This is a genomic window from Streptomyces sp. NBC_01431 (assembly GCF_036231355.1).
Lineage (GTDB): Bacteria > Actinomycetota > Actinomycetes > Streptomycetales > Streptomycetaceae > Streptomyces.
The window spans coordinates 869,577-890,367 of the sequence record NZ_CP109496.1; the positions used below are offsets into that span (position 1 = coordinate 869,577).

At 71.4% G+C, this 20,791-nt stretch carries 23 protein-coding genes; 14 read left to right on the forward strand and 9 right to left on the reverse strand.

The window, feature by feature from the left end:
- Positions 1-44 precede the first annotated feature (44 nt).
- The 3 genes from OG522_RS04180 to OG522_RS04190 form a co-directional block, all read right to left on the reverse strand.
- Entirely contained in the window at positions 45-1,160 is a 1,116-nt protein-coding gene (locus tag OG522_RS04180) for an enolase C-terminal domain-like protein (protein ID WP_329461550.1), read from the reverse strand.
- Positions 1,157-2,971 carry a thiamine pyrophosphate-requiring protein gene (locus OG522_RS04185; protein ID WP_329467479.1) on the reverse strand — a complete coding sequence of 605 codons (1,815 nt, stop codon included), beginning with the start codon at positions 2,969-2,971 and terminating at the stop codon, positions 1,157-1,159. Before OG522_RS04185 ends, OG522_RS04180 begins: the two co-directional genes overlap by 4 nt.
- An 81-nt stretch (positions 2,972-3,052) precedes the next feature.
- Positions 3,053-6,154: an FAD-binding and (Fe-S)-binding domain-containing protein gene (locus OG522_RS04190; protein WP_329461551.1), complete on the reverse strand. Its 3,102-nt coding sequence runs from the start codon at positions 6,152-6,154 to the stop codon at positions 3,053-3,055.
- Positions 6,155-6,468: 314 nt separating this feature from the next.
- Here OG522_RS04190 and OG522_RS04195 point away from each other — a divergent pair, with 314 nt between their 5' ends.
- From OG522_RS04195 to OG522_RS04215, 5 genes are all read left to right on the forward strand, one after another.
- Positions 6,469-7,422 (forward strand): LLM class F420-dependent oxidoreductase, encoded by a 954-nt coding sequence (locus OG522_RS04195; RefSeq protein ID WP_329461552.1) that lies wholly within the window; start codon positions 6,469-6,471, stop codon positions 7,420-7,422.
- A gap of 116 nt (positions 7,423-7,538) precedes the next feature.
- Positions 7,539-7,742 carry a hypothetical protein gene (locus OG522_RS04200; RefSeq protein WP_329461553.1) on the forward strand — a complete coding sequence of 68 codons (204 nt, stop codon included), beginning with the start codon at positions 7,539-7,541 and terminating at the stop codon, positions 7,740-7,742.
- A 116-nt stretch (positions 7,743-7,858) separates the two neighbouring features.
- Complete coding sequence (locus OG522_RS04205) at positions 7,859-8,503, forward strand: diguanylate cyclase (protein ID WP_329461554.1); 645 nt, start codon at positions 7,859-7,861, stop codon at positions 8,501-8,503.
- On the forward strand, positions 8,500-9,483 hold the full coding sequence (locus OG522_RS04210) for an SMP-30/gluconolactonase/LRE family protein (protein WP_329461555.1): 984 nt from the start codon (positions 8,500-8,502) through the stop codon (positions 9,481-9,483). Before OG522_RS04205 ends, OG522_RS04210 begins: the two co-directional genes overlap by 4 nt.
- A gap of 52 nt (positions 9,484-9,535) precedes the next feature.
- Positions 9,536-10,072 carry an isochorismatase family cysteine hydrolase gene (locus OG522_RS04215; protein ID WP_329461556.1) on the forward strand — a complete coding sequence of 179 codons (537 nt, stop codon included), beginning with the start codon at positions 9,536-9,538 and terminating at the stop codon, positions 10,070-10,072.
- A gap of 37 nt (positions 10,073-10,109) precedes the next feature.
- On the opposite strand, the gene OG522_RS04220 is transcribed toward OG522_RS04215, so the two are convergent.
- Entirely contained in the window at positions 10,110-10,784 is a 675-nt protein-coding gene (locus OG522_RS04220) for an HAD family hydrolase (RefSeq protein WP_329461557.1), read from the reverse strand.
- A gap of 57 nt (positions 10,785-10,841) precedes the next feature.
- The gene (locus tag OG522_RS04225; protein WP_329461558.1) at positions 10,842-10,976 is read right to left on the reverse strand and encodes a hypothetical protein; all 135 of its coding nucleotides are present in this window, start codon (positions 10,974-10,976) and stop codon (positions 10,842-10,844) included.
- Positions 10,977-11,196: 220 nt separating this feature from the next.
- Between OG522_RS04225 and OG522_RS04230 the strand changes: the two genes are divergently transcribed.
- The 3 genes from OG522_RS04230 to OG522_RS04240 are packed head-to-tail and all read left to right on the forward strand — an operon-like array spanning position 11,197 to position 13,023.
- Positions 11,197-12,162: an LLM class F420-dependent oxidoreductase gene (locus tag OG522_RS04230; RefSeq protein WP_329461559.1), complete on the forward strand. Its 966-nt coding sequence runs from the start codon at positions 11,197-11,199 to the stop codon at positions 12,160-12,162.
- Between the two features lie 48 nt (positions 12,163-12,210).
- Complete coding sequence (locus tag OG522_RS04235; RefSeq protein ID WP_329461560.1) at positions 12,211-12,582, forward strand: VOC family protein; 372 nt, start codon at positions 12,211-12,213, stop codon at positions 12,580-12,582.
- Between the two features lie 48 nt (positions 12,583-12,630).
- Positions 12,631-13,023 carry a hypothetical protein gene (locus OG522_RS04240; protein ID WP_329461561.1) on the forward strand — a complete coding sequence of 131 codons (393 nt, stop codon included), beginning with the start codon at positions 12,631-12,633 and terminating at the stop codon, positions 13,021-13,023.
- A gap of 124 nt (positions 13,024-13,147) precedes the next feature.
- Here OG522_RS04240 and OG522_RS04245 read toward each other — a convergent pair whose 3' ends face one another.
- Complete coding sequence (locus tag OG522_RS04245; protein ID WP_329461562.1) at positions 13,148-13,579, reverse strand: SsgA family sporulation/cell division regulator; 432 nt, start codon at positions 13,577-13,579, stop codon at positions 13,148-13,150.
- A gap of 282 nt (positions 13,580-13,861) precedes the next feature.
- Between OG522_RS04245 and OG522_RS04250 the strand changes: the two genes are divergently transcribed.
- Both OG522_RS04250 and OG522_RS04255 read left to right on the forward strand, forming a co-directional pair.
- Complete coding sequence (locus OG522_RS04250) at positions 13,862-14,017, forward strand: DUF6131 family protein (RefSeq protein WP_329461563.1); 156 nt, start codon at positions 13,862-13,864, stop codon at positions 14,015-14,017.
- A gap of 116 nt (positions 14,018-14,133) precedes the next feature.
- Positions 14,134-15,357, forward strand: coding sequence for a GDSL-type esterase/lipase family protein (locus tag OG522_RS04255; protein ID WP_329461564.1), 1,224 nt, complete (start codon positions 14,134-14,136; stop codon positions 15,355-15,357).
- A 33-nt stretch (positions 15,358-15,390) separates the two neighbouring features.
- Here OG522_RS04255 and OG522_RS04260 read toward each other — a convergent pair whose 3' ends face one another.
- The 3 genes from OG522_RS04260 to OG522_RS04270 form a co-directional block, all read right to left on the reverse strand.
- Positions 15,391-15,933, reverse strand: a complete 543-nt coding sequence (locus OG522_RS04260; RefSeq protein ID WP_329461565.1) for an FABP family protein — start codon at positions 15,931-15,933, stop codon at positions 15,391-15,393.
- Positions 15,934-16,093: 160 nt separating this feature from the next.
- Entirely contained in the window at positions 16,094-17,539 is a 1,446-nt protein-coding gene (locus OG522_RS04265; protein ID WP_329461566.1) for a glyceraldehyde-3-phosphate dehydrogenase, read from the reverse strand.
- Between the two features lie 93 nt (positions 17,540-17,632).
- A complete protein-coding gene (locus OG522_RS04270; protein ID WP_329461567.1) occupies positions 17,633-18,763 on the reverse strand; it encodes an AI-2E family transporter in 1,131 nt (376 codons plus the stop codon).
- Positions 18,764-19,167: 404 nt separating this feature from the next.
- On the opposite strand from OG522_RS04270, the gene OG522_RS04275 reads away from it, so the two are divergent.
- The 4 genes from OG522_RS04275 to OG522_RS04290 are packed head-to-tail and all read left to right on the forward strand — an operon-like array spanning position 19,168 to position 20,789.
- A complete protein-coding gene (locus tag OG522_RS04275) occupies positions 19,168-19,344 on the forward strand; it encodes a hypothetical protein (protein WP_329461568.1) in 177 nt (58 codons plus the stop codon).
- On the forward strand, positions 19,341-19,799 hold the full coding sequence (locus tag OG522_RS04280; RefSeq protein ID WP_329461569.1) for an MrpF/PhaF family protein: 459 nt from the start codon (positions 19,341-19,343) through the stop codon (positions 19,797-19,799). Before OG522_RS04275 ends, OG522_RS04280 begins: the two co-directional genes overlap by 4 nt.
- The gene (locus tag OG522_RS04285; protein ID WP_329461570.1) at positions 19,792-20,052 is read left to right on the forward strand and encodes a Na(+)/H(+) antiporter subunit B; all 261 of its coding nucleotides are present in this window, start codon (positions 19,792-19,794) and stop codon (positions 20,050-20,052) included. Before OG522_RS04280 ends, OG522_RS04285 begins: the two co-directional genes overlap by 8 nt.
- A complete protein-coding gene (locus tag OG522_RS04290; protein ID WP_329461571.1) occupies positions 20,049-20,789 on the forward strand; it encodes an MnhB domain-containing protein in 741 nt (246 codons plus the stop codon). Before OG522_RS04285 ends, OG522_RS04290 begins: the two co-directional genes overlap by 4 nt.
- Positions 20,790-20,791 lie beyond the last annotated feature (2 nt).

Sequence of the window (20,791 nt, forward strand, 5' to 3'; positions counted from 1 at the left end):
TCGGCGTGGACCGGCCGCATGCCGCGGGCTGGGCCCGAACCCCCTCAGCCGCTGCGGTGGCGCTCGGCGACGGCGGTTCTCAGGGTCAGCCCATGGCCCGGGGCGCCGTCGGCCCCGGGGGTGATGTGGCCGCCCGCGGGGTCCAGGGTGCCGTCGAAGAACAGGGACTCGATGCGTACGTGGTCGTGGAACCACTCCAGATGGCGCAGATTGGGCACGGCCGCCGCCACGGCCGCGTGCACATGCGGGGCGCAGTGCCCGGAGATGTGCAGGCCGAACGCCTCGGCCAGGGCGGCCGCGCGCAGCCAGACGGTGAGGCCGCCGCAGCGGGTGGCGTCCGCCTGGAGGCAGTCCACCGCGCCGGCCCGCAGCATGTGCCCGAAGTAGGAAAGGGTGTAGCCGTATTCACCCGCGGCCACCTCGGCGCCGATGGCGGCTCTGATCCGGGCCAGGCCTTCGAGGTCGTCGGAGGAGACGGGCTCCTCGAACCAGGTGACGCCGTGGTCGTGCAGGCAGCGGGCGATGTCGACGGCCTGTTTGACGGTGTAGGCGCCGTTGGCGTCGACGTACAGGGCGGTGGCGTCACCGATGCTGGCGCGTGCCTGGGCGATGCGTTCGCGGTCGCGCCCCTCTGCGCTCCCCCACGACTCCCCGATCTTGATTTTGACCCGCGCGATGGCCAACTCCTCGGCCCAGTGCCGCAGTTGACGATCCTGCTGCCCGGCGTCGTACGTGGTGAAGCCTCCGCTCCCGTACACCGGCACGTCGGCGCGGGCCTGGCCGAGCAGCCGGGTCAGCGGAAGGCCGAGGAGCCTCGCCTTGAGGTCCCACAGGGCGATGTCGACGGCGGAGACCGCCCCGGCGACAAGGCCGGGGCGGCCGTCGTTGCGTACCGCCCGGGTCATCGCCTCGTTGGCCGCCGGGACGTCCCAGGCGGAGCGGCCGGTGGCCACGGGGGCCAGTCTGCGGCGGATGTAGGCGGCACTCTCCGGCGCTCCGTAGGTGTAGCCGAGTCCGGTGGTGTGGCCGGCGCGGGCCTCGGCCACCACCAGGGTGGTCTCGTCCCACGCCAGGGTGCCGTCGCCTTCCGGGGCGTCGGTCGCCACGGTGTAGGCGGCGGCCCCGACCTCCTCGACCAACGGGGCGTCGGACTGGATCACTTGGCGTGCTCGCTGCCGGAGCCGTCGCGGTGCTTGTGGCCCGGGAGCATCTCCTGGACCTTGGCCTTGAGGCCCTGGCGGATCATGCCGGTGCGGTCGCTGTCGCCCTTGACGATCGCAGCGGCCGCGGCCTCGATCTGGTCGAGGGAGGCGTGCGGCGGGATCGGCGGCACGGCCGGGTCGGTGCGGAAGTCGATGACGAACGGCCGGTCGCACGCCAGCGCCTGCCGCCAGGCCGCCTCGACCTCGCCTGGCTTCTCCACCCGTACGCCGTCCAGGCCGATCGAGCGCGCGAAATCGGCGTACGGAACGTCGGGCAGCGACTGCGACGGCAGGAACTGCGGGGCACCGGACATGGCCCGCATCTCCCAGGTGACCTGGTTGAGGTCCTGGTTGTTGAGGACGGCGACGATCAGTTGCGGATTGGCCCACTCCTGCCAGTACTTGGCGGCGGTGATCAGCTCCGCGAGGCCGTTCATCTGCATGGCGCCGTCGCCCACGAGCGCGATGCACGGCCGGTCGGGGTGGGCGAACTTGGCGCCGATGACGTACGGCACGCCGGGCCCCATGGTGGCCAGGGTGCCGGACAGGGAGCCCCGCATGCCGCCGCGCAGGCGCAGGTGGCGGGCGTACCAGTTCGCGGAGGAGCCCGAGTCGGCGGCCAGGATCACGTTGTCGGGCAGCAGGGCGTCCAGGGTGTGCACCACGTACTCGGGGTTGATCGGCTCGGCCTCCACCGCGGCCCGCCGCTCCATGACCTCCCACCAGCGCGCGGTGTCCTTCTCGACCTTCTTGCGCCACTTGCCGTGTTGCTTGCGCTTCAGCTGCGGCAGCAGCCTGCGCAAGGTCTCGCCCGCGTCGCCGACCAGATTGACCTCGAAGGGGTAGCGCAGGCCCACCATGTGCGGGTCGATGTCGATCTGCACCGCGCGGGCCTGGTCGAGGTCGGGCATGAACTGGGTGTAGGGGAAGCTCGATCCGATGACGAGCAGGGTGTCGCAGTCCTGCATCAGCTCGTAGCTGGGCCGGGTGCCGAGCAGTCCGATCGAGCCCGTCACATAGGGCAGGTCGTCGGGCAGCGCGTCCTTGCCGAGCAGCGCCTTGGCCACCCCGGCGCCCAGCACCTCGGCGAGTTGCTCCACCTCCGCGCGGGCGCCGCGGGCACCCTGGCCGATGAGGATGGCGACCTTCTCGCCCGCGTTGATGAGCTCGGCCGCCCTGGTGATCTCGCTCTCGGCCGGGATCGGCAGGTAGGCGGCCATGCCGAGGCTGGAGGGCACCATCTTGAAGGCGTGGGTGGGCGGGGTGTAGTCCAGTTCCTGCACGTCGGCGGGGATGATGACGGCGGTCACCGTGCGCTTCGCGTACGCGGTGCGCATCGCCCGGTCGATGACGTTGGGCAGTTGCTCCGGGACGGTGACCATCTCGCAGTAGTCGCCCGCCACGTCCTTGTACAGGCTCAGCAGGTCGACCTCCTGCTGGTAGGAGCCGCCCATGGCGCTGCGGTTGGTCTGCCCGACGATCGCGACGACGGGCACGTGGTCGAGCTTCGCGTCGTACAGGCCGTTGAGCAGGTGGATGGCGCCGGGCCCGGAAGTGGCCGCGCACACTCCGACCTTGCCGGAGAACTTCGCGTAGCCGACCGCTTCGAAGGCGGCCATCTCCTCGTGCCGGGCCTGGATGAACTGGGGCTTGTTGTCGGCCCGCCCCCAGGCGGCGAGCAGGCCGTTGATGCCGTCGCCCGCGTAGGCGAAGACATGCTCGACCTCCCACTCGCGCAGCCGCTGGAGAACGTAGTCGGAGACCTTCATCGACACGGGACAGCCTTTCGCTTCGCTGGATTGCTGAGTTGTGGTGGGCGGGCGCACCTGGTGGCGGAGGTCGCGCGGAGGTCACCCGCGCCGTCGGCGGGTCCAGGCGTACACCGCGACGGCGCTGCTGGCGGCGGTCAGCAGGGCCGCGCCGGTGGCCATGCGGGCCTGGCCCGGGGACGGTTCGGGGCGGACGAGGGCCTTCTCCGGATGGTCGGCGGGGGCGTGCCCGTCGAGCCCGAGGGCCAGCGCCTCGGCCAGGTGCATCGCCCGTCGTCCGGTGTCGCCCTGCTCGATCTGGGTGCGGCAGCTGAACCCGTCGGCGACGACCAGGGCGCTGGGTGCCGCGGCGCGGACGGCCGGCAGGACGGCCTGTTCGGCGATCTTCATGGACAGGTCGTGGTGGCCCTGCTCGAAGCCGAAGTTGCCGGCCAGACCACAGCACCCGGCGTCCAGAACGTCGGCTTCGAGTCCGGCGCGGCGCATCAGTTCCCGGTCGGCGTCGTCCTTCAGGACGGCGTGCTGGTGGCAGTGCGGCTGGACGACGGCGGCGCGGGTGAGCGACGGTGGCCGCCAGTCGTCGGGGGCGTGATGGAGCAGGAACTCGGCGAACGTCGACGTCTGATGGGCAAGACGCTGGACGTCCTGGTCGTCCGGCATCAGCTCGGGGGCGTCGGAGCGGAACACCGCGGTGCACGACGGTTCGAGCCCCACGATCGGCGTACCGGCCTCCAGCCACGGCCGCAGTACGTCGATGGTGCGACCCAACACCCGTTTGGCTGCTATGAGTTGACCTGTTGAGATCCAGGTGAGTCCGCAGCACACGGCCCGGGTCGGCACCGCGACGTGGAAACCGGCGCTCTCCAGGACCCGTACGGCCGACTTGGCGACGGCGGGGTGGAAGTAGGTGGAGAACGTGTCGGGCCACAGGACCACGGTCCGCGGGTCGGCCGGGTCGGGTTCCGGCAGTCCTCGCGCGGCCCACCACTGGACGAACGACTGCTCGGCGAAGACCGGCGCCTCGCGCCGGGGTGCCACGCCCGCCAGGCGTTTACCGAGTCCGGCCAGGGCGGGAGCGTGCAGCACGGCGTTGGCCGTGCGCGGGGCCAGCCGCGACATTCGGGCCCACAGGGGCAGCCAGCCCATCGAGTAGTGCGCGGCCGGGCGTAGCCGACGGGCGTAGTGGTGGGAGAGGAACTCGGCTTTGTAGGTGGCCATGTCGACGCCGGTGGGGCAGTCGGACTTGCAGCCCTTGCAGGCCAGGCACAGGTCCAGGGCGTCATTGACCTCGCTTGAGCGCCAGCCGCCGCTCACCGGCGAGTCGGCGTGCCCGTCCAGCATCTCGAACAGGAGCCGGGCCCGGCCGCGGGTGGAGTGCTCCTCCTCTCCGGTGACGCGATAGGAGGGACACATGACGCCCCCGGTATGGGTACGGCAGTTGCCGATTCCCACGCAGCGCAGCACGGCCCGGGTGAAGGAGTGGCCGTCGTCGGGGTAGGCGAAGTGGGTGTCCGTCTCCCGAGGCCGCCAGGCGGGGCCGAGCCGCAGGTTCTCGTCGGTGCGGTACGGGCCGACCACCTTGCCCGGGTTCATCCGGCCCGTGGGGTCGAACACCGCCTTGACCTCACCGAACGCCGTCACGAGCGGTTCGCCGAACATCTTGACGAGGAGCTCGCCGCGGCCTTGCCCGTCGCCGTGCTCCCCCGACAGCGAGCCGCCGAAGGAGACCACCAAGTCGGCTGCGCGGAACAGGAATTGGCGGAAGGCTGCCACTCCGTCGGCGGTCTTCAGACCGAACGGGATCCGGGTGTGGACACAGCCCTGACCGAAGTGCCCGTACAGGGACGGGTGGTCGTAGTCGAACTCGTCGAACAGTTCCTTGAGGGCGCGCAGGTAGTCGCCCAGGCGCTCCGGCGGCACCGCGGAGTCCTCCCAGCCCTCCCACGTCTCCCGCTCGTCGGGCGGGCGGGCGGTGACCCCGAGCCCGGCCTCGCGGGCCTTGAGCATCTCCTGTTCGCGGGCGGTGTCGTCGGAGAACGCCACCGACGGGTCCTTCTCGTCCCGGCCGAGCGCCCGCAGCAGGGCGCGGGCCTGCCCGTCGACGTCTTCCTGGCTGTCGCCGGTGAACTGTACGAGCAGCCAGCTGTCGCCGTCGGGAAAGCGCTCCAGGGATTCGAGGTAGGCGTGCTCCTCGCGCATCAGCTGCGCCATCCGCCCGTCCAGCGCCTCCAGTTGGGCCGGTTCGCCGTGCTTCAGGAGCCGGGGCACCTCGTCGGCGGCGGCGCAGATGTCGGGGTAGCCAAGGACCAGCATGGCGTCGTACGGCGGCACCGGCACGAGGTCCAGCTCGGCGTGCAGCACCGTCACGAGCGTGCCTTCGCTGCCGACCAGGGCGCGGGCCAGGTCGAAGCCGTTCTCCGGGAGCAGCGAGTCCAGGTTGTAGCCGGACACCCTGCGGGGGATCTTCGGGTAGCCGCGCCTGATCTCCGCCAGGTTGCGGTCGATGACGTCTTTGAGCCCCTGGTAGATCTCGGCCGGGCGGCCGCCGTCGGCGACGATCGCCTCGAACTCCTCGGCGGTGGTGGGACCGACCCACATCCTGGTGCCGTCGTAGGTGAGGACTTCGAGGCGCCGCACGTTGTCGACGGTCTTGCCGTAGGCCTGCGCGGACGCGCCGCACGAGTTGTTGCCGATCATGCCGCCGAGCGCACAGTGGCTGTGCGTCGAGGGCTTGGGCCCGAACTTCAGCCGGTGCGGGGCGAGTTGACGGTTGAGTTCGTCCAGGACGATGCCTGGTTCGACGATGCAGGTGCGCCGGACGGTGTCGACGCTGACGAGGGCCGAGCAGTACTTCGTCCAGTCGATGACGACCGCCGCGTTGGTGCACTGGCCCGCCAGACTGGTGCCCGAGCCGCGCGACAGGACGGGCGCCGCGAACTCCGCGCAGACGGCGACGGCTTCGGCTCCGGCGTCGACCGAGCGGGGCACCACGACGCCGATGGGGACCTGGCGGTAGTTCGACCCGTCGGTGCTGTAGGCCCCCCGGCTCCCGGCGTCGAAGCGCACCTCCCCGTCGACGCGTGCGCGAAGGGCGCGTTCCAGGGCGGCGACGTCCACGTCCGCCGCCGCGCCCCACGCCGCTCGTCCACGGCCGGGCGAAGCGGCGCTGTCGGCCACATCCATCGCTCCTCCTCGGTCAGGTGTCAGCTGCGCCAGTACCCCTGAACGAGGTGGCAACACCCCTCTACGGCTACCTGTAGGCCCCGGCTCCCGCCAGTCGGCCGGCGCCCGGCCGCGGGGCACGAGAACAGGTCAATCGCGGTCTTCGACGGCCCGGCTCGGGGCGGCTCTCGCATGCGGCGGCCGGTGGCCGCGCCTAGGGTGACGAGTGACGGAGCCGGATCACCGCTGTCCGAACGGCGGCCCCGGGCAGTTTCGCTGCCCGTTCTTCGGCCACCCGGGTGGGGATGTGACGCGCCGCCTGTGAGGAGTCTCGAATGACGGAATACGGCTACTTCCTGTCCAGCGAGGAGCACACCCCGGCCGAACTGGTGGAGCAGGCCAGAATGGCGGAGCAGGCCGGATTCACCGCCCTGTGGATCTCCGACCACTACCACCCGTGGAACGGCGAGCAGGGGCAGAGCCCGTTCGTCTGGTCCGTGATCGGCGCCCTGTCCCAGGCGGTGTCGCTGCCGGTGGAAACCGCTGTGACGTGCCCACTCGTGCGGATGCACCCGGCCGTGGTCGCCCAGGCGGCGGCCACCAGCGCGGTGCAGCTGGGCGGCCGGTTCCGGCTGGGAATCGGAACCGGTGAGGCCCTCAACGAACACATCCTCGGCGATCCCTGGCCGGAGACCTCCGTACGGCTGGAAATGCTGGAGGAAGCCGTCCGGGTCATGCGCCAGCTGTTCACCGGGGAGCAGGTCAGCCATCACGGCAAGCACTACACCGTGGAGAACGCCCGGCTCTACACCCTCCCCGACGAGCCCGTGCCGATCGACGTGTCCGCCTTCGGCCCGCATGCCGCCGAAGTGGCGGGGCGGGTCGGGGACGGCTTCATCACGATGGCCCCCGACTCCGCGGGCATCGAGCGGTTCCGGCGCAGCGGAGGGGGCAGCAAGCCGGTGTACGCGGGCCTCAAGGTGTGCTGGAGCACCGACGAGGAGGAAGCGGTGCGCACGGCACACCGGTTGTGGGCCAACGAGCAACTGCCGGGTGAGCTGCCGCAGGTACTGCCCACCCCCCGCCACTTCGAGCAGGCCTCCGAACTCGTCACACCCGACCGCGTCTCGGCGAACGTCACCTGCGGGGCGGATCCGGAGGCCCATGTGGCGGCGGTCAAGGAGTACGTGGACGCCGGGTTCGACACCGTCTACATCAACCAGATCGGCAAGGACCAGCAGGGGTTCTTCGACTTCTACCGCACCAAGGTGCTGCCCCAGCTCGGCTGAGACCGACCGGGTCCGGTCGGCCGAGACCGACCGGCTCGACCGGGCAGAACGGGGTACGCGAGACCCGGAGATCACAAAGCTCCAGCCGCGCTGGACCGACCCGACCAGGGAGTGACATGACCCGCCCGAAGAAGCAGGACCACGACCGCGGCGAGCCGCGCCCCGACACTGCGCTCGGCGAAGCACTCAAGGAGTTCGAGGAGGCGGAGACCCGCAACGTGGGCAAGCCGGAACCCGACAAGGATCCGCACGGCGGCAGTGGCGGAGGGGACGCCCTCACGCCGAACGAAGGGGCCCAGGAGGAGGCGGGCCACGGCTGAGCGCCGGCCGCCCGCCGGGCCCGCGGAGCAGCCGGCGCCACCCGCGCCCGGCAGCGCCCCGCGGCCGGTTCCGCGCGCCCGCCCACCTCTTCCGCCCGCTTTCCCAGGAGGCTCCCATGGCTCTTCCCGGCAGCACCCTCGTCCGGAACTGGCACCACTGGCGGCGCGGCCGCGACCTGTCGGTCCCGGCCCGTTCCACCGATGTCGAGGACGTCAACCGCCGCTTCCTCCTCTACGGCGTCCTGCCCCTGTGGGTCCTGCCGGGCCTCGCCGACTGGTGGATGCACCGGCGCACCCGCATCGAACACACCACGGGCGTCAAGGAATCCGCCGTGCACGCGCTCATGATGACCGAGGCCGGGCTCCCGGTCGCCATGGGCCTGCTGGCCAGGATCAATCCGCTCGTCCTGTCCGCGATGGGCGGGGCGGCCGTCGCCCACGGCGCGACCGCCCTGTACGACGTGTCGCTGGCGACCGAGAAGCGCGAGGTGCGCCCCCTGGAACAGCACATCCACAGCTTCCTCGAAGTGCTGCCACTGGCCGGTCTGGCCTTCACCGCGTGCCTGCACGCCGACGAGGTGCGTGCTGCGCTGCGCGGCGGCCGCGGCCCCGAGGACTGGAAGCTCCTGCCCAAGTCCCGGCCGCTCCCCGTCACATACCTCCTCACGCTCGGCGCGGTCATCGGCGCGGGTGTGATCGCCCCGTACGCGGAGGAAATGACCCGCTGCCTGCGGGCCCGCCGTCCGCTGCCCGCTCCGTGAGGCCGGCGAAGCGCGCGGCCTCACCGCTGCCGCCGCTCGGCCTGCTCGGCATCGGCGCCAGGGGCCCGGAGGACGTCGTGGTCGACGGCGGCGGGCGGGTGCTGACGGGCACCGACGACGGCCGGATCCTGCGGATCACGCTGCCCGCGCCGGGCGGCGTGATCCGCGTCGAGGAGATCGCCCGCACCGGAGGCCGCCCGCTCGGCCTGGACGTCCTGGCCGACGGCCGCCTGCTGGTCTGCGACGCCGAGCGCGGGCTGCTGCGCATCGCCCCCGAATCCGCCGGCCCGCCCGAGGTGCTCGCGGCGTCGGTGGCCGGCCGGCCCCTGCGGTTCTGCAGCAACGCGGCCGCCGCCGCGGACGGCACCGTGTACTTCAGCGTCTCCAGCCGCCGCTACGGCCTCGCCCACTGGCAGGCGGACATCGTGGAGCACTCCGGCACGGGTCAGCTGCTGCGGCTGCGGCCGGGCGGCACTCCGGAAGTCCTGCTCGACGGGCTGCACTTCGCCAACGGGGTCGTCCTGTCCGCCGACGAGTCGTACGTGGCCGTCGCGGAGACCGGCGCGTACCGCCTCACCCGGCTGTGGCTGACCGGTCCGCGCGCCGGACGGCACGACACACTGGTCGGGGACCTGCCGGGATTCCCCGACAACCTCTCCCGCAGTGCCGCCGGGACCATCTGGACCGCCCTGGCGGCGCCCCGGCAGCCGCCGCTGGAGTGGCTGCACCGCACACCCGCCGGGGTGCGGCGGCGGGCCGGAGCCGCGGCCACCCGGCTCCGGCCGCCGCCGCGCAGGGGTGTCCGCGTCCTGGGCATCGACCCCGCGGGCCGCGTCCTGCACGACCTCGGACGCGGGCGCGCACGCTTCCGGATGGCGACCAGTGTGTGCGAACACCGAGGCAGGCTCATCCTGGGCAGCCTGGTGGAACGGGCGATCGCGGTGTGCGACCTGCCCTCCCCCGCCCCGCCGACCCCCTGACCAGCGTCTCCCGACGGGCGCCGCGGGGGAGGCCGGATGCAAGGTGGAAGGCATGGACAAGACCGCCGTCATCGTCATCGACATGATCAACACGTATGACCACGACGACGCCGACCTGCTGATCCCGGCCGCCGAGGCGGCGCTGCCCGCCATGGTGGATCTGCTCGACCGGGCACGGCGCCACGATGTTCCCGTCATCTACGCCAACGACAACTTCGGGCAGTGGAGGTCGCACCACGGCGAGCTCCTGGAACGGGCCCTCGCGGGCCCGCATGCCGATCTCGTACGCCCGCTCAGCCCGGACGAGGACTCGCTGTTCGTGGTGAAGGCGCGGCACTCCATCTTCTACGAGACCCCGCTGAGCTATCTCCTGAGGGAGCAGGGGATCACGCATGTGGTGCTGTGCGGGCAGGTCACCGAGCAGTGCGTCCTCTACTCGGCGCTCGACGCCCACATCCGGCACCTCAAGGTGACCGTCCCCCGCGACGCGGTCGCGCACATCCATGAGGACCTGGCCGATGCCGCCCTGCGGATGATGGGGCGCAACATGGACGCACGCATCACGGTCGCCAGGGAGCTCCGGTTCTGAAACCAGCGGCGGGCCCATGGCGTCCGGACGCCGGAACTCAGCCCGCTCGCTCCATCTGGGCGAAAATGCTGGTGTCCAGGCGTGAGAGCAGCTCCGCGGTGTCGCCGTACACGACCTGGGCGCCCGCCTCTTCGAGATCGGCGCGGGGGATCCCGCCCGCGAGCAGCCCGACGGCGCGGACGTCAGCGGCGCGGGCCGCCTTCATGTCCCACACCGTGTCGCCCACGAACACCGCATCCGCGGGGTCGGTCTTGGCCAGTTCCAGCGCCCGGTGCACCGGATCGGGAGCGGGCTTGCCCTCGGCCACGTCATCCGCGCTCGCGACGCCCGCGATGACGTCGTCGGCGTCGATGGCGCGGCGCAGCGCCGCCAGCTCCGCTCCTCCCGCCGAGGTGGCGAGCACGATCCGCCACTCCCGGCCGGCCAGCTCCCGCAGCAGGTCGCGGGCCCCGGGCAGCGCCGGAATCCGCTCGAAGTAGGTGGCGTACAAGGTGGTGTGTGCGGCGCTGAGGGCCTCGTCCTTGTCGCGGTCGCGGTCCTCTCCGAGCAGCCTGGCGACGAGGTCGTCGGAGCCCAGCCCGATCGAGCGGTGGATGTCGTGCATGGCCACGTCGTGTCCGGCCTGGCGGAACGCCTCCCACCAGGTCGTCACATGCAGGTGGTTGGTGTCGACGAGGGTGCCGTCGACGTCGAACAGAGCCGCACGTGCCATACGCCCCACGCCTTTCGATCCGTTGTACCGCGATGTCGCCCACTGCCGATCATGCCGTCATTTGCGGCCCGGAACATCTCGGCGGGCCCGGTGCACCGGCGGCTGCCCGCCCAGCATGAACTCCTCGTACCGGGCCAGCACGAGCACCACGCCCAGCATGACGTGAGGAAGCAGAACGGCTATGACGACCACGACGACTCCTCGCCCGGAAGTCCTCGCCCGGAAGACGGGACCGCTGGTCGGGTTGCCCCCGCGTCGGAGACGAAACCTGTCCGCGCCCGCCAGCCGGGCCTGACTCGGCCATGTCGCTCGCCGACCGCCCTCCATCGCGTGTGCGCCCGGGTACGGGGGTACCCGGGCGGTTCGAGGGGGCCGGAGGTTTCAGCTGGAGCAGTTCGGCAAAGGGTGAAATATGGTTCAAATCGGCTACACGATGATGACCGAGCAGGCCGGCCCCCGCGCCCTCGTCGGCGATCTGGTCGCCGCGGAGCAGGCGGGCTTCGACTTCTCCGTGATCTCCGACCACTACTTCCCGTGGCTGGCCTCCCAGGGACACGCGCCCTACGCGTGGAGCGTGCTCGGCGCGGCGGCCCAGGCGACCACCCGGATCCCGCTGATGACCTATGTGACGTGCCCGACGAGCCGCTACCACCCCGCCGTCGTGGCGCAGAAGGCCGCGACGATGCAGCTGCTGTCCGAGGGCCGTTTCCGGCTGGGTCTCGGCTCGGGTGAGAGCCTCAACGAGCATGTGGTGGGCGGCGGTTGGCCCTCACCGCAGGTCCGCCTGGACATGCTCGAAGAGGCCATCGAGATCATCCGCGCCCTGTTCGCGGGCGGTACGGTCAACCATGAGGGCGCCCATTTCGACGTGGCCAACGCCCGCCTGTGGGACCTGCCGGACGAACTTCCTCCGATCGGAGTCGCCGTCTCCGGCGGCCGGTCGTGCGAACTGGCCGGCCGCATGGGCGACTTGGTCATCGCGACCGAGCCCAAGGCGGACCTGCTCGCGGCCTTCGACCGGCACGGCGGCCAAGGCAAGCCCCGCATCGGTCAGTTGCCCGTGTGCTACGACCCCGACCGGGACGCCGCCAGGGCCCGCGCCCACGACCAGTTCCGCTGGGCGCTCGGCGGCTGGCCGGTGAACGCGGAACTTCCCGGACCTTCCGGTTTCGAGGCCGCCACCCAGTACGTCACCCCGCAGGACGTCGCGGAGACCATCCCCTGCGGCGACGACGTCGACACCTTCGTCGAGGCCGTACGGCCCTACGCCGAGGCCGGGTTCACCGAGATCGCCCTGGTCCAGGTCGGCGGCGACCAGCAGCGCCCGTTCATCGACTGGGCCGAGAAGAAGCTGCTCCCGGCACTGCGCGAACTCTGACCGCCGCCCGATCACCACCACCGCGAAACCCCGAGGAGAAAGGCCGACATGCCCGTCGCAACGTACTGCCTGGTGGCCCTGGACTGCCCCGACCCCAAGGCGCTCGCCGCGTTCTACGCCGGGATCCTGGGCGGACACGTGACGAACGACGGCGAGGACTGGTACGACCTGTACGCCCCCGGCGGCCACCGTATCGCCTTCCAGCGGGCTCCCGGCCTCACCCCTCCCGACTGGCCGCGCGCCGACCACAACTCCCAGCAGCTCCACCTGGACTTCGACGTACCGGACATGGAGACGGCACACCAGCTGGTGCTCGACCTCGGCGGGACCCCGCTCGACGTGGACGACGGCAACGGCGAACGAGGTTTCCGGGTGTACGCGGACCCGGCGGGCCACCCGTTCTGCCTCTGCCGCGAGTGACTCCGCGACGCCCATCACTCCACCCGAACCACAAGTACGGAGAACAGTGTGAACGACTCACCATCACCGGCCTCCCCGGACGCGGCGGCCGACTCCCCGGATCTGGTGCACGTCATGCTCGGCGAGTGTGACGCGGCCGACGCCAACGCCGTCTTCCAGGTTCTCGGCAGCCACTTCACCTCGGACCGCGCCGACGACGTACCCCGGCGCGGCCCGGGGCCGAGGCCGGACGCCTGGGCCGGCAGCTACGTCGTCGACCATGCTCCCGACCAGGTCGCCGGGGTGCTCCTGGCCGGGCCCGTCACCGCCGACCTGCAAGGCGGCCCGGTCGCGGTGGACCGGCTGCGACGGACGCTGGCAGCGGCCTTCGGCGTCGAGACGGCGAGCGCCGCGGCGGGCGACCAGGAGGTCGACGTCCAGCTCCGGCTGACGAACGCCTAGGAGCACGGCGGGAGCGCCTGCGCTCGGTACCGCGGCGGGCGCCCGCAGCGCCCGCCGCGGGCAGTTCACTCGCCGGGGCCGTCGCGGTCCGCGGTCGGCCCCCGGACTGCGCGGACACTTCGGTTCAGTCTCTCGTGAACAGCTCGGCGAGGAACCCGTCCACGTCGGCCTCCTCCTCCCCCGCCGGTACGGCCTCGTACGTCCGCTCCAGGAACTGCTGGAGGGCGCGGGCCGACACGGAGAACACCGCGCGGCCCCACTGGCCGTCGAGGCCCGCGCCCATCAGCTCGATGCGCACCTCGCGGCGTGGGCCGAGAAGTTGAGGAGCGGCACGCACATCCCCCTCACCCACCGGATGCTCGATGCCCTGCGCCAGCAGGTCCCGCGCCAGCCGCCAGGTGACGGACATCCCCGCATGCAGTTCGAAGTCGACGGTGATCGCGAACGCGTCGGTCGCGTCATAGGTGAGCCGGGCCGTGACCGGCACCTGCTGGGCCGCACCGGAGTCCAGCTCCAGCTCCATCTCCATGAACAGCGTGTCGCATACGAAACTCACAGAAGGCCTCCGCGGCTGGGGATCGGGCCCTCCCCTTGTGCCCAGCGGCACCTTCGTCATGCACGAAGTGACGCTGTGTGTTTGTGCGGGACGCGTTGGGTGAAGGGGCGGGGTGAATCGCGGCGCCGGCCGTGCGCAGGGGGCGCCCCGCCGCTTCGGGCGCGGGTTTCGCACGGCCTCGCGCGGCCTCGCCGGGCCGGGTGCCCCACCGGTCGCCATGACCGAAGTCGCGGAACTACCCTGGGATCCAAGGCTGGAACTCTTCCGAGATCGGAGGACATCATGGTTGTCCTCGGAGTCATTCTCCTCATCATCGGCTACGCGGCGGGCATCGCCATCCTGTGGACCATCGGCATCATTCTCGTCGTCCTCGGCGCCATCCTGTGGCTCCTTGGATCCCTCGGACACGCGGTCGGCGGACGGCGGCACTACTGGTAGCCGCCGCCGAGGTCCGTCCCCGAGCCGCCCGGCCGGATCGGACCGCACCGGCCAGTGCCCCGCGACGCGTCGGAAATCGGTTTGCGGAAGAGGTATCCGATTGACAGCCTGAGATCATGAGCGCTCAACACGACCCCGTTTCCGGCCCGTCCAGCACGGGCCGGGCAGCGGACTGGACCACCACGCCCATTACCGCGGACCTCCTGCGCGGCGCGCTCGACCTGGAGCGCACCGAGCACGGGCTGCTGCCGCACCGGCTGCCCGCGTGGGCCCGCGCGCAGTGCGCCGACGGGCAGTTGGCCATGGCGGAGGCCCAACCCTCCGGTGTACGGCTGGTGTTCCGCACCCGCGCGACCACCGTCGAGCTCGACACCCTGCCCACCAAGATGGACTACCGGGGCGCCCCGCCGCGCCCCGACGGGGTGTACGACGTGCTCGTGGACGGCCTGCTGTCCGGGCAGACCAGCGTCGCGGGCGGCAACGTGCTGACCATCGACATGACCACCGGCTCAGCCGAGACCCGGCCCGGCCCGGTCGGCACCGCCCGGTTCACCGGTCTGCCCGAGCGCGACAAGGACGTCGAGATCTGGCTGCCCCACAACGAGATCACCCAGCTGGTGGCGCTCCGTACCAACGCCCCGGTCGAGCCGGTGCCGGACCGGGGCCGCAAGGTGTGGCTGCACCACGGCAGTTCGATCAGCCACGGCTCCGACGCCGCGAGCCCCACCACGACGTGGCCCGCGCTCGCCGCCTCCCTCGGGGAAGTGGAGCTGGTGAACCTGGGCCTGGGCGGCAGCGCTCTGCTTGACCCGTTCACCGCCCGTACCATGCGCGACGCTCCCGCGGACCTGATCAGCGTCAAGATCGGCATCAACCTGGTCAACGCCGATCTGATGCGGCTGCGCGCCTTCACTCCGGCGGTGCACGGCTTCCTCGACACCATCCGCGAGGGGCATCCCACCACCCCGCTCCTGGTCGTCTCGCCGGTTCTGTGCCCCATCCACGAGGACACCCCCGGCCCCAGCGCCCCGGACTTCAGCGAACTGGGCGCGGGCAGGCTCCGGTTCCGCGCCGCGGGCGACCCGGCGGAAAAGGCCGCCGGGAAGCTGACGCTCCAAGTCATCCGGGACGAACTGGCCCGGATCGTGAAGCAGCGCGCCGCGCAGGACGCGAACCTGCACTACCTCGACGGCCGGGCCCTGTACGGCGAGGCGGACTTCAGCGAGCTGCCGCTGCCCGACCAGCTGCACCCGGACGCCGCGAGCCACCGCCGCATGGGCGAACGCTTCGCCGCCCAGGTCTTCGCCGTCGGCGGACCGTTCGGCGCCGAGCGGTCCTGAAGAGCCGCCCGCACGACCCTCACCCCGGTGCGTCTAGCCCTTACGGCGCAGGCTCGCCGAGAGGTGGTGCTGCAACGGCCGGCCCACGGCCGCGAGGTCGTGGACGAAGGTGAGCGTGCCGTCGTCGGTCAGGACGTACCGGCGCCGGGTGCCGTTGACTTCCTTGGCGGTGGGTGTGAGGGCCACCTCGTGGGTGGCGAGGTCGACCGTGTTGTCGCTCGCCCGGCCCACCGCGATCTCCGCGATGCCGGTGGGCTGGGTGATCAGCGCCTCCACCCGGCCGTCCGGCTGGAGCCGCCACCAGCCGCTCTCCCGGGCCGACGGACGCAGCGGCGCCCCGTCCGCGTCGATCAGCCAGGCCCTGGCCTCGTACCGGAGGAAGGGACGGCCGTCATGGCTGAAGGTGACCTCCTGCGCGTACCCGAAGTCCTCCGCCAGCGTCGGGTATCCGCCCCGTCCCCGACCGTGCCAGGTGCCCAACAGGCCGGTCACGGGCGCGAGCAGCGCGTGCGGGGCGGGCGCCTCGTCCACTCGGTGGCCGTCGGGGTACGGATGATCCGGTACGGGGTCGAACACGATGTGCGCTCCTGAGCTGGGGGCCGGTGTCGCGTGGCAGCCTAGGGGGTCGCTCCGGGCGCCGACCGCGCAATGCCCCCGCTCGGGTGCCGTCCGGCAGACGGCAGGGGGAGGGCGACCGTTCCCGGTCACCCTCCCCCTGCCGGACGAGTCCGCGCGATCAGACCACCGGAACGGGGTACGTCGGGTACTCGACTCCGGAGACGTGCTGGACGACCCGGATGACCTGGCAGGAGTAGCCGAACTCGTTGTCGTACCAGAGGTAGAGGATCGCGTTGTCGCCGTCGACCTTGGTGGCGCCGGCATCCACGATCGAGGCGTGGCGCGAGCCGATGAAGTCGCTGGAGACCGCGTCCGGGGCGGTGGTGAAGTCGATCTGGCGCTTGAGCGGCGAGGTCAGCGACACGTTGCGCAGGTAGTCGAGGACCTCCTCGCGCGTGGTCTCGCGGCCCAGGCGCAGGCTGAGGATCGCGATCGAGACGTCCGGCACCGGCACCCGGATCGAGCTGCCGCTGATCGGCGCCTTCAGCTCGGGCAGCGCCTTGGCGACGGCGGAGGCGGCACCGGTCTCGGTCATGACCATGTTGAGCGGCGCCGAGCGGCCGCGACGGTCCGCGCTGTGGTAGTTGTCCAGCAGGTTCTGGTCGTTGGTGAACGAGTGGACGGTCTCCACGTGACCGCGCAGCACGCCGTACTCGTCCGCCATCGCCTTCAGCGGCGGAACGATCGCGTTGGTGGTGCAGGAGGCGCAGGACAGGATCTGCTCGTCCGGCTTGATCGTGTCGTGGTTGACGCCGTGCACGATGTTGGGCACGTCGCCCTTGCCGGGCGCGGTCAGGACGACCTTGTCGATGCCGGGGCGCAGGTGCTTGGAAAGACCCTGGCGGTCGCGCCACTTGCCGGTGTTGTCGATGAGGATGGCGTCCTTGATGCCGTACGCCGTGTAGTCGACCTCCGTCGGGTCGCCGGCGTAGATCACCTTGATCTCGTTGCCGTTGGCGACGATGGTGCTGTTCGCCTCGTCGACGGTGATGGTGCCCTGGAACTGGCCGTGGATGGAGTCGCGGCGCAGCAGCGAGGCACGCTTGACGATGTCCTGGTCGCCGCCCTGCCGGACGACGATGGCCCGCAGCCGCAGGCCGTTGCCGGAACCGGCCTTCTCGATGAGCAGGCGGGCGACGAGGCGGCCGATGCGGCCGAACCCGTAGAGGACGACGTCGCGTCCCTCACGGCACTCGATCTTGTTCTCACCCGTGGCTCCGGCGACGGCCTCGGCGGTGAACTCCTCGACCGACAGGCCCCGGTCGTCGCTCTTGTACGTCGCGGCGAGCATGCCGATGTCGATCTGCGAAGGGCCGAGATCGAGGGCGGTGAGCGCCTTCAGGAACGGCAGCGTCTCGGTGACCGAGAGCTCCTCGCCGGCGATCTGCCGGGCGAATCGGTGGGTCTTGAGAATGCTGACCACCGACTTGTTCACCAGGGAGCGGCTGTGCAGCAGGACCGTGACGTCCCGCTCCCGGTGCAGCTTCCCGATGATCGGGATCATCGACTCCGCGATCTCCTCGCGGTTCTTCCAGTTGGTGAACGAGTCGTCATTGACAGTCACAGGTTTATCTTTCGAGCTAGGCGGCGCTCATATGCTAACCCCACCTCTTTTTTGATCGTTCAAAGGGTGCCGCTCAGAGGTCCGGGCCCTGCGTCAGGACGTGTCGGTCCGGGAGAAGAAGTGTTCCTCCAGGACCAGGTCGATGGCGACGGCGGTCGGGATCGCGACCAGCGCCCCGACGATGCCGAGCAGCGCACCGCCGATCAGGACGCCCACGACGGTGACCAGCGGGTGGACGTCGACGGCGAACCGCATCACCCGGGGCACGATCAGATAGTCCTCGGCGACCCGGAACCCCACGTAGAAGCCCGCTGTCGCGAGCCCGATGGGCAGCGACACCGAGAGGGCCACCAGGCTGACCACGAAGCCGCCGATGGTGGTCCCGACGATCGGGATGAGGTCCATCAGGGCGATGAAGACGCCGAGCGCGGCGGGGTAGGGAACGCCGGTGGCCACGCACCACAGGAAGGTCGCGAGCCCCGCGATCACGGAGGTGACCACATTGCCGAGCATGTAGCGCCCGACCCGGTTCAGGATCTCGTCGGTCACGTCCTGGACGTGCGGGCGCTTGCTCGCTGCGACGAAGCGCAGGCCGAACCGCTTGAGGCCGGGCAGGAACACCATCACGTAGACCATGACCACGAGCACGACGACGGCCGAGGTCACCGCCCCGACCACGAGCTTTCCGGCGCCGAGCAGACCACCGGCGAGACCGGACGCCGCCCCTCCCGAGGAGAACTGCTGCTTGATCTTGGCCAGCACGTGGTACCGGTCCTCGAACCTGCCGAGCGCCGAGTTGTGGTTGTGCAAGGCCCGCAGCCAGCCCGGCGCCGCCTTCACCAGGGCGTTGACCTCGTCGGCGACCGGCGGCACGACCAGCGCGAGGAATCCGCCGAAGAGGGCGACCAGAAGGACGAGCACGACCGCGACGGCCCAGCTGCGGCGCATCCGGTGCCGGGCCAGCCAGGCGACGACGGGCTCCAGCGCGATCGCGATGAAGCCGGCCAGCAGCAGCAGCGTCAGGAGGCTGCCGACCTCCAGGACGGTCTGGACGGTCAGCCATGCCAGCGTCGCTCCGAGGCCCAGTCCGAAGCCGATGGCGGCCCACGACCGGCCGCCCGGCCCCGTCCCGCGACGTCGCCGCACCCCTCCGTCCCAGGACGCCTGCGCCGGCTCGCGGTCGCCCTCGCCCTGGCCGTCGCCCTCAGGCCGGGCGGGCGTCATCGCCGCATCCCTGTCCGCCTGATGCGGCTGAGGCGCGGGCAAGCGCTGACTGCATCTGCCAGTACCCCTCTTCGAGATCTGCCAGTGCCTCTCCTGGAGGCCGGGATCTTACTGCTCCGACCCTAGCCAGGTATCCCGTCGGCGGCCTTGTATGCCGAGCGCGCACCCGCCATCCGGCTGACCGCGACGGGCCGCCGCCGAGAGGCGAGTGCCTCGGCCCGGGGAATGGCCATGAGCCCGCCGGGTACCCGCTGGTCCCGGAAGGACCGCTTCCAGGGGCCCGTCGCCGCCACCGTGACACCGCGCGTCGTCCCCGGCCCCCAGGTCGGCGGTGCTTTCATGACGGGGCCTGCACAACGGACAGAACACAGATGTCGCTTGCGAAATGGCGAGGTGAAGCACACATGGGACGAGCGGTGGGCCTGACCGCCGAACTCCTCGCATGGTGGCTCCTCCTGATGGGCGGATGGCTGGTGCTGATCAGCACGATCGACGCCTTGGAGCTCTTGGTCGGAGCGGCGTGCGCGCTGCTGTCGGCGGTCGCGGCGTGCGCGGCCCGGCGGGCGATGAGCGACCGGTGAACGGCTGGCTCGCCGCTGCGGCCGCGCTGCTCGTGGCAGGGCTGGGGCCGGTGGTCTGGGGCGTGGCGACCGGCTCGCTGGGACGCCGTGTCGTCGCCCAGAACTTTGCGACCTCGGCGGTCTGCCTGGTCATGCTGCTGCTCTCCCAGGGCTACACCCGGCCCGCCTACGTCGACCTCGCCCTGGTCCTCGCCGTACTCGGGCCGGCCGGCACGCTGGTGTACGCCCGGCTGCTCGCCGATGAGCTGAACGACGATCCCCCACACGCCAATCTGCTCACCGCGCTGGCCGCTTCGGCGACCGCGGTCGTCGTGGTGGCGACCTGTGTGGCCACCGGGCCGGGCCGGGCGATGGTGAAGCTGGTGCTGATCGGGGTGCTGATCGTCGCGGGGAACGTGATCGCGTCACGGGCGCTGGCGGGCGGCTACCCCGGGACGGGGGTGGAGCGTGACTGACGCCCTGATCGTGATCGCGCTGCTGCTCGTCGCGGCGTCGGCGACCGCCGCCGTCGCGGTGCGCGACCCGGCCCGCCAGGCTCTCGTGCTCGCGGTGCTCGGGCTGTCGCTCGCGGTGCTGTTCACCGTCCTACAGGCCCCCGACGTGGGCCTGTCGCAGCTCGCGGTGGGCGCGGCCCTGACCCCCCTGCTGATTCTGCTGTCCGTACGCAAGGTACGGCGTCGCGGGCAGCGCAAGGGCGGTGACGGATGAGTCGGCGGCTGCGTCTTTGGGTCCTCGCCGTGGGCGGACTCGGGGTCGCGGCGCTCTACGTCGCCGCCGCCCTGCGGCTGCCGAGCTTCGGCACCGCCTACCACCCCTACGGCACCCGCGCGGTCGCGGCCTCCCTCGCCCGCCGCACCGCCAACGTCATCTCCTCCGTCAACTTCGACCAGCGCGCCTTCGACACCCTGGGCGAGGAGAGCATCCTGTTCGGCTCGGTGCTCGGGACCGTCGTCCTGCTGCGCCAGACCCGCGACGAGCGCGAGGTGCCCCCCGCCCCGGCCCGGGTCGCCCCCGCGGTTCGCCGCTACGCGATGCTGACGCTGCCGGTGGCGCTGCTCGTCGGCCTGTACGTCATCGCCCACGGCCAGCTCAGCCCCGGCGGCGGTTTCCAGGGCGGCGTGGTGGTCGCGACCGCGCTGCACCTGCTCTACATCGGGGCGGACTACCGCGCCCTGGAACGAATCCGGCCGGTCGGCCTGTACGAGGTCGGCGACGCGGCGGGCGAGGCCGCGTATCTACTCCTCGGCGCCGCGGGGGTGCTCAGCGGTTCGGCGTTCCTCGCCAACACCCTGCTTCCGTACGGGACGTTCAACACGCTTTCCTCCGGCGGGACCGTACCGCTCCTGAACGCGGCGGTCGGCATCGAGGTCGCGTGCGCGGTCGTGGTGCTGCTCGCCCGCTTCCTCGACCAGGCCGTCGAGATCGAGGAGGAGAACGGTCGATGAGG